The organism is Methanobacterium sp. BAmetb5, assembly GCF_003491305.1.
Lineage (GTDB): Archaea > Methanobacteriota > Methanobacteria > Methanobacteriales > Methanobacteriaceae > Methanobacterium.
In genome coordinates, this window is the sequence record NZ_CP022706.1 from 1022501 (window position 1) to 1035000 (window position 12500).

A 12500-nucleotide genomic window follows, 5' to 3' on the forward strand; every position below is an offset into this window, starting at 1 on the left:
CAAGATTATACTTGTTCTATTATAACAATGTCTTGAAGGTTACATGGATTCCACAAATCTGCCGTTACCTTGACTTTTACGTCTATGACTCCAGCAACAACCTCGTATGGAGTGACAGCGCAATAACCAACTTTTTCACCGCTAACGCTAATCCCGACAAATTTACACTCAATAAAAAAGGCACCTACACCTTAAAAGTAAAATACGAAGGGGACCTAAAACACTGCCAATCAACCACCAAAATCAACGTGATCTAATTTTCCCCCTTTCTATTCATTTTCAACAAAACCAACTAAAATCAAAAACTAAATAAAAAAAACCACTCCAAAATAAGGGAAGTGGAAAAAAATGAAAGTTAAATTCTTACCCATAGTTTTAATAACCCTAATTGCAGTCTGCGGACTACAACCCCTATTTGCCGCAGACCCACCACCAGGAGACACCAAAATAACAGCAAAAAATGGTCAACCACTTCAAGATATTACCGTTAAAGCAGGATCAGAAATAGAGTTACAAGCAAGATTATACTACTACATGGTTGAGAGTAGATATGGGACGCATTTATGGGTTCCAGAACTCCTTCGTTACCTGTACTTTGACGTCTATGACTCCAGCCACAATCTTGTATGGAGTGACAGGGCAATAACCAACCTTTTCACCGCTAACGCTACCCCCCACACATTTACACTCAATAAAAAAGGCACCTACACATTAATAGTAAAACACGAAGGAAACCTAAAACACTGCCAATCAACCACTAAAATCTACGTTGAATAAATAAAATCAGTACTCACCAGATTTACCTGATTTTATTTATTTAATTTTTAATTTACTAATTTAAAGTTCTTTAATCAAATATTATACTATAAATTTCCATTAAAATGTCAATTTAGATTCCTTATTTGATTATTTCCTGAACCCTTCCCACTTTCCCATCTTCAAGTCTCACCTTGATTCCATGGGGGTGAAATGAAGAACGGGTTAATAAGTCTTTAACTATTCCTTTAGTTCGTTTCCCAGTGCGTTGATCCTTTTTAAGTACAATGTAAACTTCTGATCCTATTTTTACATCTTTCCTGTTTTTACCGGTCTTGTGATTCATGTTTCCACTCAATTTTCTAAAATTCATATTTCAAGATGTTTTAACTGTTTTTTTAACATTTTATGCAATTTTTCCGCACCCACAATTTCCTCAAAACCCATATCCCACTCTGATGGATAAATAATGAATGGCTGGGTTTGTTCACCTCCCATACCACCATGGCTACCAACCAATTCTTCAAAGGCAGCTACTTCATTATTTTCTGAGTCATAGAAACTGTTGACCAGAATATCCGGAGTGTATTTAAAACTGTTGGTTCGCCGGAGATGTTCCGGAGCTCTTGATCCAAATAAAGCTAAAGGATCTTCTCCTTCAATGGTACCGTCCTGGAGGTAGTGGATTCCTTCTTTTCCCATGACCATTGGTCCGTGTTCTGTAGAATTAACCATCACAAATCCCACTCCTTCATGTTGAACCAGTCCGGGGATGAGATCTGGATAAAGGGTTCTTATTTGTTCAAAGGTCAATCTTTCCGGGTATTCCGTAAGGTAGATCAAGCCCAGGTTGCCCGAGGCCAGCACGATTACTTGGGCATCCTCGGAGGAAACATCCTTACTATGGGGCATTTCTCCAATCTGGTGGCGCTGCAGGTAATCTAATATTTTCCCCCGGACCAGGGGAGCTTCATCAACCTTTTTAACCGTGGTATCGAAAATATACTTACTTTCATTGGCCACCTTATCCCCTTTCCCCTTTATATAACTTTTACTATCTTCCAGGGGATTCTGGATGGCCTGGCCAAAGTGGTCCTCGTTGGAGGAGAGTTCACTGTAGATACGGGTTTCAGGAGGCATCAATTCGCGGACAACGTCCTCCAGACTCACTCCGTAGCGCTGCAGGAAAGTGGCTCCATTGGTTTGACCATGATCAGACTGTACCACCAAGTGATAGGGGCGTGGTGCGTACTTTCGAGCAGTATCCAGACGATGAAACTGCATATCCAATTTTTTAAGGGCATGAAAAGCATCCCAATCTCGAGTTCCGGAGTGGTGGGCTATTTCATCATAACCCAGGTAAGTTACATAGGCCACATCAACTTTACCCTCCAGCATGTCCCCGATAACCACCGCAGTGGTTACTTCCCTTAAAAATACGTTAGCTCCAGCCCTTACAAAGGGGTAGATAAATCCTCGTTTTATACGGGGCTGGATGTTTTTTATCCAGTGCACCAGTTGGGATGAAAAATCTAACAGAACGTCCCACAGGAATAAAGCCACTATACGGGCGAAATTTGACGGATAGGAATATACATAGTACCAGGCCCTGGTGTAAAATCTTCCCAGGTTTTTAAGCTGACTGTAAGTGAAAATAACATCACTGGCATCACCAGAGAATAAATTGGTTCGGCTGGCACCGTGACAGGCTAAAAGTCCATTCCCATCAGATATTCTTTCTTCAATTAAGGGTGCATCGGACAGACCGGTGGAAACCATTATTTTGTTGTTTTTATCCTTTTCCACCCATCTAAATGCCGGGATGTCACTGTTATTCCCATGGAGTATCCCGGCCTGGCTGGCACCAGTTTGACTGGACAGGTCAGTTTCCCAAGGTACCACTTTATGGGTGTCCTGTTCCAACCACTTTTTAAGGGTGGGCATGTTTCCCTTTTCTATGGCTTCATTTAGAATATTAAAGGCAAGACCATCTATTTCCAGGAATATGACTCCTGGTTTATCCTGGAATTTGATTTTTCCTTTTTTTATTTTCCGAATAACATTCCGGTAGTAGGTGGCATCATCATCAATGGTTAAAATAGCAGATAACACGGCAGTAACTGCGGCCATGGCAATGGGGGTCAGTATTAAGGCCGGGCCTTCAATTGTGAATCCTCCCATCAAATCACTGGCTACCCATATTAGAAGGGCATTCAAAAGTAAAGCACCTATCCCCACGGTAAATACCATGAAGGGCAACAATATTCGGGCTAAGATTGGCCAGAAAATGGCATTTAAAATCCCCACCAGTCCCGCAGCCAGAAAGGCCGTGACCCAATCATCAAAATACAGGCCCAGTGCGAGATGGTCTATGATTATGAACCCTAAAAATCCACCGAACCACATAACCAGGGTCCGTCCCAACCAGTAGAATCTAGAATGATCCTGAACCTTGTTGTACCACTCTGATGACTGTTTTTCCCCATTATCCATCTGGATCCTCCCTATTTATATTATTAGCTTTCAATCTCCCCACAGGAATAGATCAACCCATGGAATGGAATAGATCAAACTAAGGAATTGATCAACGTGATAGTTATGAATTGAATCAACTTCAATATTTACTTTGCATCTTCAGGAGATTTTAAAGTGAACACCGTGATCTCCGGGTCGCAGTTAATCCGTAACCAGAATATATTAGTTCCCAGACCCCGGCTGGTGTACTGAACCATATCTCCCACCATGTATTTACCCGCCGGATATTTCAGGAAGTGGGGACCGCGGATGAATGTTCCCAGACCGGGTATTAAAAATTGACCCCCATGGGAGTGTCCGGATATCTGCAGGCTGAAACGTCCCGTGGTTGAGCTGATGTCGGCAAAATCAGGTTCATGGGCCAGGAGTATGGCTGGTCCCTCAGGAGGGAGTTTTTCCATCACCAGATCCAGGCGGTGCTTGCCTAACATCACACTATCCACTCCAGCTACGTGGAGCAGAGCTTCTTCACGTTGTATAGTGTAAAAATCATTACTGACATCAATTATATCACATCGGCGCAAGATATTTTTTATTCTATCTGCACTTAACCAGTGATCATGATTACCCAAAACAGCCAGGGAATACTCTTTAGGTTTTAACTTCTTAAGGGATTTTTCCAGGTCCTGAGCCACATCATCCAGGATGTAGGAAACAAAATCACCAGTAATGGTTATAGAATCAGGTTTTTCTTTATTAACCATATCCACCACACCCTCCAGGTGTTCCGGTGTTATCCACTGACCCAGATGGATATCGGAAAGATTTATCAGGCGATAATTATCAAAGGCAGGGTCAAGGCCGGGTATGATAACTTCCACCTGTTCCAGCTGGAAGTCCTGGTTATTGAAGTTAGGGTTACCCACAATATGACGCCAGCGCGTCATTCCCCTCTGTAACTTCTGCCGGTATTTCATACCGTTGGGATCCTTTTCTGTCATGTGATTATTCCTTTTACTTCCCCTATTTGCCCGGTGAAAATTTGGTATTCCATTTGAGAGTACAACTTTTTTCGATATTCCAGGGAGAGAGTGAATTTCTTTTGATATTTCCATCTTCCTTTCTTGACTCCTCAATTCTGAGTAAGCTCTTAACCAAGTTTTCTGGCTTTTCCAGCTAAAATATTTGCTAAATTTTTGAATTAAACTAGATTAACAGTTAATATTAATAATAGGATTGATACTGTAATTTACGCATTGATCTTTGGTGTGTACCGTATATAAAATTTCTTGAAACAGTAATTTCCTGAAAAATGTAACCCCAATTGGCCACCCTATCCCCATTACCAGAAATCAAGGATGAACTTCACCTTTAGGATGAAATTCGAAGATTTACTCCTGCATCATATCTTCTATTTCATCAGCTATCTTCCAATGGCCCCCTCTCCTCTCTGCTCTCCTAATTAGTAGCACTCCTATTAGTGCCCCTACAATTCCCCCCGCAGTATCGGTGAATAAGTCATTCATGGTGTCATCCAGGGGACTTTGAGTTGGTGAACCCTGCATCTGAGTATTTCCAGTGATCTGTCCCAGTGAACCGCTGGCTAAATATTTATCGTAAGTGTATTCTCCCATTTCCAGAACACCTCCCAGTCCAATGGTTACTATGACTATAAGGATAGCCATCTCCAGGAAGGTAGCTTTCAGTCTACCGAAATGGTACATGGTATATACCAGCATCATTCCAATGAGTGCTATGTATAAGGGGAGCATGAAGTGCATGAAATTATCATAATAAGGAAGTTTCACGTACAATCCTAAGGCATCTCCTCCCACCAATTCAAATAAAACCATGGCCAGTAGTAAAAGTTCTATTTCCACAGGCAGGGCGCGTATCCTGTTTCCTGTGAAAAGGGCCGGGGCATTGATTATGGTGAGGGCCACCAGTATCATCACTCCAAATATTCGTTCCGAACCATTCACCCCTCCGAAGATGGTGATGTAGACTCCCGCCACTAAAAGGAATATGCGCATGATCCGCAATAAATTGCGTTCTAATGGATTTGTATTAGTATCTGGATTTAAAAAGCTCATTCATTCACCCTTTACACTTGAATAATCCTTAACCATCGATTGCCGGACTTAACTTCCCCTGAATTCCAACTTATTATTACCGTAAGGGTAACTGAAGTTGAATATTCTGACAATGTTTTAATAGGTAATGGATCAAACTGCAATTTAAGATTATCTTAGATATTAGATGTTAACAATTTAGAACCTCTGCTAATAATTTAGGTTACAGTAAAAATTATTGCATAATTATTCCAGGTAGTTTAAATATGAGAGGGTTAGTACATGGAAAAGAAGGGTTTTTTAGGAAGGTTAAAAATATTATCCAAACCCGGTGGTAGTCCCCTATGGAAACAGGCAGCCAAATCCATAGTTTTAATGGTCTTGGCCGCTTTATTAGCCCAATATTTGGGTTTTGATAAGGGAGTGAGTGCCGTCATGTTCATCACTCTGGTGGCCACTATAATCATTGACCTACCACTTCCCCTGAATAAAATCGTCCCGCTGGCTCTGGTAGGGTTTATAATGACGCTTTTGGCTTTTGTGAGTTCTTCCCTGGCCCTTTCCAGTCTTCCCATTTTTTTATTTTTTACGGTGATCTGGGCTTTTTTCAGCCTGTCCCTGTACATATTTGGGGAAACCGCAGGAACAATGGGCTTTATGATCTTCACCTGTTACTTCATCTCGGTTTTACTGGTTAATACTACTGCTTCTCCCCTTGAATGGGGGTTATACATAATTTTAGCATACCTGGTTGCCTCCATCCTATTCATCCCCAAGCTGATTCACCGCCGGGATGATCTTCTCCATATGGTGGCATTACCCTTTGATCCCGGAACATCCCTGGAAAAAACTCTATCTATGCGTCAAGCTTTGTCCGGTATTCTTCTTTCCCCCCGAGACTATGAGCTTTTCAGAATAGGAACATATCTTAATGGATTCCGGGGTTATGCGGAGTTAGTTTCATCCCGTTTGTCTGGAAAACTTGGTGAAATTTTCCATATCTTCCTGGAAACTGCCAATACCAGTAGTAAGAAGGTTGCCCTCAACATCACCACCCAACAGAAGGGGATAGATTTATCCCCACTTGACCAGACAATGGTGGAGTTACAAGAAACAGGTACCCTGGAAGAGGGGAGCAGAGATGTGGTTTTGGATGTAGCTAGAAGTATGAAGAGTCTGCTCACACGGGTCAACGAATTGTTAGCGGAAGAAGAAACATCTTCCCCCAAAAAGTCCATAAGATCACCCCGGAGATCTCTGCAGGAAGTTTTGAAAGCCAATTTCAATCTTAACAATATGTACATACGCCATGCTCTTCGTTTTACCCTGGCCATGACCCTGGGACTCGTGGTAGTATATTTGACCCACGAACGCAGCGCTATATGGATAACCATGGGAATTTTAATAATCATGAAACCCGATGTGACCAGTACGGTGAACAACATGATTTCCCGGGTTTCATTCAACTTTATAGCAATAATTCTGGCAATTATTTTGGGATTCATTTTTCCCCACCAGATACTGGTGTGGATAGCATTTATAATGCTCTTCTTCTTCCGGGCCTTCTATCCCAATTATATGAGTCTGTCTATAATGGCTATGACCCTTTTTGTAGTCTTGCTCTGGCCCACGGGGACTGTGTTTGGAAATGCAGTGGCCAGACTAATTGACATATCCATAGGTGCTGTTCTAGCACTGGTCTGCGCATATCTTATCTTCCCCAGTAGAATGGCCATAAACCTACCCGAGCAGATTGCCCGGACCATTCGTAGCAACCGGGAATACCTGGAAACAGTTATCCCCAGTGAAGGGATGGTTTACCAGCATGAAAAGGCAGTTCAACTGTTCAGGAAGTACATGTTAGAGGAAAAGAACCTCGAATCAGCCATTAAAAAGGTTAATGATACTTTTAATGATGTGGAGGATGATGTTTCATTCTATAAGGATCTGGAGGCAGTTAATAAAAAATTAACCGCTGATATATCTGCTCTGGCAACTTTAATGGAATCCAGTGAATCATTACCTGATCTGTCCACTTTTAAAGAACAGTTGCTGGATGTTCTCTCCCACATGGCCTTATCCGTGGATAAAAATGTTGTACTGCCTCCTATGAAAATCAGGACATCTTACTCTAAAGGAGAAGGGTTAACACCAGACCTGGAGATGTATCTGGATTGGATCACCAGTGATGTGGAATTAATTCAGGAAGAAGTAGAACTGGGCCACCGCACTGGAATTTGGAAAAGGTACCGTGACTTGAGTTAATCTTTGAGGGGTTATAAATGAGGTTGAAAGTTCACCTCACAAGGTGGACCTACTTAAACCCAACCGGACCTTAACGGATCAATTTATAATCGAAAAAAATATTTGTGGGTAATTATAAGTTGAAATCATGAATAGTAAGCTGAGATATAGACTGGAACTGGTCCTGGAAATAATTCTCATGGTCTTCATATTCCTGGATAGTTTCCTTCTTTTTATCAGCGTTTTCCTACCCCTGAGACCAGATACCTATTCTAATATCGCTTATTTGGATTTATTAACCTGTGCACTGCTTATATTTGGATACTGGGTCCAGCACCGGAGAACCGGACCCCAGGAAAGTTATTTGAAGAAAAACTGGAATGGTATCCTGGCAGTTATACCCTTCTATTTCCTCGGCCTGATTCTTCTGGGGATTGATGAAGCTTCCCTCATACTGAAAATTCTGGCACTGATTAAAGTGGTAACCCTGTTAATGGCCGCTCGCCAGGTTGGTAAAGCAGTAGACCGGTTTGTTACCAAAAGTAGATTAGTATACGGGTTTGCCTTCTTTGTGGTGGTGCTGGTGTTCTGTTCAGTGATGTTCTTCTTAATTGAACACGGAGTTAACCCCGAAGTTACCACCTTTGAGGATTCGGTATGGTACGTGGTGCAAACCATCACCACGGTTGGTTACGGAGATGTGGTTCCCATCACCTCCTGGGGACGTGTAGTGGGGATAATTGCCATGGTCAGTGCCATAGGTATCTCCAGCCTGTTAACTGCAGCTACAACTTCTTCATTAATGGATAAACTACGTGAAGATCGGGAAAAAATCGTCCAGAAGAGTGTGGAGTACGTGGCAAAAATTGATGACACAGTGAATGATTTAGAATCCCAAATGGCTAAAGAAGAGGATGTTAAAGGAATAAAAACTGAGATAAATGAAATTAAATCGGAAATAACTGAAATTAAGAATATGCTGAGAGAGATTAAAGAATAATTCCTCGGCATTATAAGAAAAATAATAGTAGGAAATATGTTTAAATATTTCCTAAACCTTTTTTTTAATTCTTTTATGGCTTTAATGGTCTTTTTTTATTCAAGGAAAGCAAAGATACCATTGATTACCAGCCAGACACCAATTAAGACTCCCAGGTAAACCGGGTCAAAGGCAAATGTTCCCAGAATAATGTACAGAAGACCCAGTATTATTCCCAGTACACCAGCCCAGGTGGCGTTTTTAAATTCGTTACGGGATACCAGAGATATGATTCCGGCTATTATCATGAATATACCTGCCAGGTACAGTAAGAATCCAGCCAGGAATGCGAATAAAGCTGGGCTGAAAATGAGGCCAATACCCACAATAAGGACTATTATACCCAGGATCAGGTTCATAATCCCCGCCTTTTTACTGACTTCCAACTGGGATCCACCCACAATTAAAAGCCATACCGCAATCATCAATACTACAAATCCGGTCAGCACACTTGCAGCCACAAGACCTGCCAGTGGGAACGCTAAAACAATTAAACCAAGAATTATTGCTAAAATACCCAATACAGTATTTTTCATCAAAACCCTCCATCTCTTTTTAGTTAAATCAATGTTTAACTAGTTATAATCTATCAGCGAACGCATAAATATGTTACTATTTCAAATGAACATTATTACCCCAAAAAACAGGTTTAAATCTCCTATAACTTATTTTTGGAGTTTATAAATGGATTTTATTGTGATTGTTGGAAAATACCAATCAAGGGATTAGTTTCCAGAATCTGCACCAGATTTTTGGGATAATTCAAGGCTAGAATAAATTAACTCCATTCCACGAGCCAGTACCCTATCCCCTGCTTTGGTTATCACCTAGAAAAAGCTTATTAAGTAGTCACACAAGATGAAAGTGTATGGGGCTTGTAACCAACATTAGGGAGGTTTGATTGATATGGCCGAAGGCAAAAATGTAGCATTAGGAATTGTAGCAATAATATTAGGTTTAATAGTGATTGCATTCCCATTGATAAGTGTTTACACGTTCAGTATCCTGGCCGGGCTGGGAGTACTCGCTTTAGGTGTTTGGTTCCTGGTTCAAGGATTTTCAGGATGGAAGGTCAGTAAAGGAACCAGTGTTCTCAACATAATCCTGGGAATTATTGCCATAATAGCAGGAATAGGACTGGTAGGAAGTATAACTGAATTGAGTTTCTTAGCCAGCTTTATACTTTATTTAGCAGGATTCTTCCTATTCATGTCCGGTGTGATAACCCTTTTTACCGGAGAAGGAGGATCAGCCAAGGGAGTAGGTATTTTAGGAATTTTAATGGGTATTATATACATAATTCTCGGATTGTATGCCTGGAATCCCTTCTACCTCGCAATATTAATTGGTATCTGGTTAATAATCAGTGGAATATTTGAAATATTTAAACCAGCAGCAAAGGTTGAAGCTGAAGCTTCAGAATAAAAAAATAACAAGCCTCATCCTCTTTTATTTTCCATAAAGGATCTTCATTAATTTTTATGGATTCCCCATTATTTCGATAAAGAACCTTTTATTTTTTATTAAGAACTTTTTATTTCCCAAAAAAAACATAAAGATTAAACCACCAATGAATATATCTGGAGAAAATAAAATTTCTGAAAAAAAATGGATATTAACTCTCCTAATGGCCGGAAATCAATTTTTAATTATGAGCTGGTTTTAATGGGAATATACGCTTTATCCTGGAAAAATTTACGCCGTAACCGCCTGCGGAATCTATCAACCGTTTTAAGAATTTCCCTGGGAGTCATCATTTTATTGATCCTGGTAAGCTCCGGGCTGGGCATAAGCAGTTTTTTAGAAAAATCAGGACCATCCAGTGGAAAAATAGGAGTGCAATCCAGCACAACCACAGATAACCAGTCCAACCTGGTATCATCGGCAGTTAACTATATAAACTCATTTTTAGGCAGTTCAATCACTGAAAACCAGTTATTCAGCCGTTTAGAAGGATTACTAGTCAACCTGGTTTACCTTTTAGATGGGCTGGCCAGCGTGGCCCTGTTAATTGGAGTTTTAGGCATTATGAACACGATGGGTTTCAACCTTTCCGAGCGTAGAAGAGAGATCGGACTTCTTAAATGCATGGGCTTTACAAAAAGAGAAATTTTCATTAGTTGCACTCTTGAATCCGGCTTATTAGGTTTTATTGGATCCATTATCGGAGTTATTATTGGAACTCTGGGTATCTGGTTAATATCAGTTTTTCTCGCACCGGATCTGTTCAATGTGCTCCCTTTGTGGTTGTTCGTGGGCACCATTGCCATCACCACCCTGCTCAGTCTCATCCTCGGCCTGTACCCCGCATGGTTTACCTCCCAAATAAAAGTAGAGGAGGCTCTTCTCTGTGATTACTGAAAGTATTCTGGCCTTTAACCAGGTGAGTAAAGTCTACCACCGTAAAAACTCCGAGGTAACTGCCCTTAAAGATTTATCTTTTTCACTCCCTCCGGACTCATCCACCCTGGTGACCGGTCCTTCCGGGGCCGGTAAAACATCCCTGATCTACCTTGCGGGCCTTATCAAGACCCCCAGCTCAGGGGAAATCTGTATTAAAGGAGTCCCAACTACTGGATTGAGGGATAGTGAACGTTCAATGATGATTAAAAATGAAATTGGCTTTATTTTCCGCAGGGCCAATCTTTTACCCTACCTCACCATTCTGGAGAATGTGATGCTCCCCATGAGTTCACCTGATGAAGAGACAGCAGGAAAATTACTGGAAAAAGTCCAGGTGGATAATTGGGAGCGGTTCCCCAGTGATCTGTCACCTGAAGAAGCACAGAAGGTTGCACTGGCCCGTTCACTGGTTAATGATCCTGCTATTGTACTGGCGGATGAAACAACTGCCGAGCTGGATCAGGAGGCCACTGCGAATTTCCTGGAACTTTTAAGAAAAATCGATGCTACCCTACTACTGACCAGCAGCCAGAGTTCACTGCATAACTTCTTTGATAAGAGTTATGTGCTTGAATATGGGGTGCTCCGATCCTATCCCTGAATTCATGTACCCTGAATTGCTATTGATACACTACCGCGGTTCCAGTGGCGGTGACTATTATGGCATTGCCCTGCAAACCCCCGATTGAATTGTAATCGATTAAAACTTCAACCACGGTGTTAGCACCCATTTCGTACGCATTATCCAACATTCTAAGGATTGCGGTTTCTTTGGCTTTGTTTAAGCTCATACCATCAATTTTTGGTTTTTTTGGCAACCGGGAATTTCCCTCTGACTCATCTTCTACCATTGCTTCTCCAGTTACCAGTCCCAGGTGTTTGGTGATCTGGCCACCAGTCATATAGGGAATGGATACCAAGGGGACTTCCAGGTCATCCATAAAACCTAATTGAGGACTTTTCAACAGGTCTCCGGACTGATCACCAATATCGGACTCTGCTTCGGGTTCGGGGGTTTTCCGGGTAACTTTGTTCATGGCTTTAGACAGGAGGTTTCCCACATATCCTATAATATAAGTTAATATGCCCAGAAATACAACAAAAAGGAGGTAGTTGATGAGTATGGGGAATGCCGCCTGTATCATCATGGCCAAACCACCCAGGGTGAAGAAGTTGATGACAATGGGGTCCTGGGGGAAAAGCCAGGCGTAGGCATTTATGAATATGAATATTAGCAGGGCACTTATTGCTCCGGTACTTTTACCGTACATGCGTTGGGCTATGAACGTTTCCACAAAACCAGCAACCAAGGGAGATACAATGAACAGTATGTTAAAGCCGAAGATCTTCAGTTGCCATATCACACACAGTAAAGCGGATAGGAATCCCACGGCAAAACCTATGAGTATGGCGGCAAATGCCCAGCGTTTATCTTTTAGAAACTTTATAACCGATATTGGCAAATCTATCCCTTCCTAATACATGGGGTTAAACTTAGGATGATTTTTTAC

Annotated in this window: 13 protein-coding genes (1 of these 13 cut by a window edge); 7 read left to right on the forward strand and 6 right to left on the reverse strand. The window is 41.5% G+C overall.

Translation table 11 applies throughout. The features are described from left to right. Both CIT02_RS04980 and CIT02_RS04985 read left to right on the forward strand, forming a co-directional pair. Positions 1 to 257: the 3' portion of a hypothetical protein gene (locus CIT02_RS04980; RefSeq protein WP_292614575.1), read on the forward strand. Its footprint begins 169 nt before the window's first position; only the last 257 of its 426 coding nucleotides appear in the window; its start codon lies beyond the left edge, outside the window; its stop codon occupies positions 255 to 257. A gap of 91 nt (positions 258 to 348) precedes the next feature. After that, positions 349 to 777 (forward strand): hypothetical protein, encoded by a 429-nt coding sequence (locus CIT02_RS04985; RefSeq protein ID WP_292614577.1) that lies wholly within the window; start codon positions 349 to 351, stop codon positions 775 to 777. A gap of 121 nt (positions 778 to 898) precedes the next feature. On the opposite strand, the gene CIT02_RS04990 is transcribed toward CIT02_RS04985, so the two are convergent. The 4 genes from CIT02_RS04990 to CIT02_RS05005 all read right to left on the reverse strand — a co-directional run bounded on the left by CIT02_RS04990 (position 899) and on the right by CIT02_RS05005 (position 5324). Further along, positions 899 to 1102 carry a YwbE family protein gene (locus CIT02_RS04990; RefSeq protein WP_292614579.1) on the reverse strand — a complete coding sequence of 68 codons (204 nt, stop codon included), beginning with the start codon at positions 1100 to 1102 and terminating at the stop codon, positions 899 to 901. Positions 1103 to 1125: 23 nt separating this feature from the next. After that, positions 1126 to 3249, reverse strand: coding sequence for a phage holin family protein (locus CIT02_RS04995; RefSeq protein WP_292614581.1), 2124 nt, complete (start codon positions 3247 to 3249; stop codon positions 1126 to 1128). A gap of 128 nt (positions 3250 to 3377) precedes the next feature. Beyond that, positions 3378 to 4232, reverse strand: coding sequence for a metallophosphoesterase (locus tag CIT02_RS05000; protein ID WP_292614583.1), 855 nt, complete (start codon positions 4230 to 4232; stop codon positions 3378 to 3380). 390 nt (positions 4233 to 4622) lie between these two features. Beyond that, positions 4623 to 5324: a hypothetical protein gene (locus CIT02_RS05005; RefSeq protein ID WP_292614585.1), complete on the reverse strand. Its 702-nt coding sequence runs from the start codon at positions 5322 to 5324 to the stop codon at positions 4623 to 4625. A gap of 261 nt (positions 5325 to 5585) precedes the next feature. Here CIT02_RS05005 and CIT02_RS05010 point away from each other — a divergent pair, with 261 nt between their 5' ends. Continuing rightward, positions 5586 to 7568, forward strand: coding sequence for an FUSC family protein (locus CIT02_RS05010; RefSeq protein ID WP_292614587.1), 1983 nt, complete (start codon positions 5586 to 5588; stop codon positions 7566 to 7568). Between the two features lie 127 nt (positions 7569 to 7695). Beyond that, positions 7696 to 8547, forward strand: a complete 852-nt coding sequence (locus tag CIT02_RS05015; RefSeq protein ID WP_292614588.1) for a potassium channel family protein — start codon at positions 7696 to 7698, stop codon at positions 8545 to 8547. Positions 8548 to 8642: 95 nt separating this feature from the next. On the opposite strand, the gene CIT02_RS05020 is transcribed toward CIT02_RS05015, so the two are convergent. Continuing rightward, the gene (locus CIT02_RS05020) at positions 8643 to 9122 is read right to left on the reverse strand and encodes a DUF308 domain-containing protein (protein ID WP_292614590.1); all 480 of its coding nucleotides are present in this window, start codon (positions 9120 to 9122) and stop codon (positions 8643 to 8645) included. A gap of 370 nt (positions 9123 to 9492) precedes the next feature. On the opposite strand from CIT02_RS05020, the gene CIT02_RS05025 reads away from it, so the two are divergent. From CIT02_RS05025 to CIT02_RS05035, 3 genes are all read left to right on the forward strand, one after another. Beyond that, positions 9493 to 10011, forward strand: coding sequence for a DUF308 domain-containing protein (locus CIT02_RS05025; protein WP_292614592.1), 519 nt, complete (start codon positions 9493 to 9495; stop codon positions 10009 to 10011). A 240-nt stretch (positions 10012 to 10251) separates the two neighbouring features. Then, positions 10252 to 10947 (forward strand): ABC transporter permease, encoded by a 696-nt coding sequence (locus CIT02_RS05030; protein WP_292614594.1) that lies wholly within the window; start codon positions 10252 to 10254, stop codon positions 10945 to 10947. Further along, complete coding sequence (locus CIT02_RS05035; protein ID WP_292614596.1) at positions 10937 to 11590, forward strand: ABC transporter ATP-binding protein; 654 nt, start codon at positions 10937 to 10939, stop codon at positions 11588 to 11590. The genes CIT02_RS05030 and CIT02_RS05035 overlap by 11 nt, the downstream gene beginning before the upstream one ends. A gap of 19 nt (positions 11591 to 11609) precedes the next feature. On the opposite strand, the gene CIT02_RS05040 is transcribed toward CIT02_RS05035, so the two are convergent. Further along, positions 11610 to 12452 carry a YbjQ family protein gene (locus CIT02_RS05040; RefSeq protein WP_292614597.1) on the reverse strand — a complete coding sequence of 281 codons (843 nt, stop codon included), beginning with the start codon at positions 12450 to 12452 and terminating at the stop codon, positions 11610 to 11612. Positions 12453 to 12500: the final 48 nt, after the last annotated feature.

What these genes read in the sequence shown, in the direction of transcription:
- CIT02_RS04985 (WP_292614577.1), top strand. Translation starts at nt 349, where the DNA reads ATGAAAGTTAAATTCTTACCCATAGTTTTAATAACCCTAATTGCAGTC.
- CIT02_RS04990 (WP_292614579.1), bottom strand. Translation starts at nt 1,102, where the DNA reads ATGAATCACAAGACCGGTAAAAACAGGAAAGATGTAAAAATAGGATCA.
- CIT02_RS04995 (WP_292614581.1), bottom strand. Translation starts at nt 3,249, where the DNA reads ATGGATAATGGGGAAAAACAGTCATCAGAGTGGTACAACAAGGTTCAG.
- CIT02_RS05000 (WP_292614583.1), bottom strand. Translation starts at nt 4,232, where the DNA reads ATGACAGAAAAGGATCCCAACGGTATGAAATACCGGCAGAAGTTACAG.
- CIT02_RS05005 (WP_292614585.1), bottom strand. Translation starts at nt 5,324, where the DNA reads ATGAGCTTTTTAAATCCAGATACTAATACAAATCCATTAGAACGCAAT.
- CIT02_RS05010 (WP_292614587.1), top strand. Translation starts at nt 5,586, where the DNA reads ATGGAAAAGAAGGGTTTTTTAGGAAGGTTAAAAATATTATCCAAACCC.
- CIT02_RS05015 (WP_292614588.1), top strand. Translation starts at nt 7,696, where the DNA reads ATGAATAGTAAGCTGAGATATAGACTGGAACTGGTCCTGGAAATAATT.
- CIT02_RS05020 (WP_292614590.1), bottom strand. Translation starts at nt 9,122, where the DNA reads ATGAAAAATACTGTATTGGGTATTTTAGCAATAATTCTTGGTTTAATT.
- CIT02_RS05025 (WP_292614592.1), top strand. Translation starts at nt 9,493, where the DNA reads ATGGCCGAAGGCAAAAATGTAGCATTAGGAATTGTAGCAATAATATTA.
- CIT02_RS05030 (WP_292614594.1), top strand. Translation starts at nt 10,252, where the DNA reads ATGGGAATATACGCTTTATCCTGGAAAAATTTACGCCGTAACCGCCTG.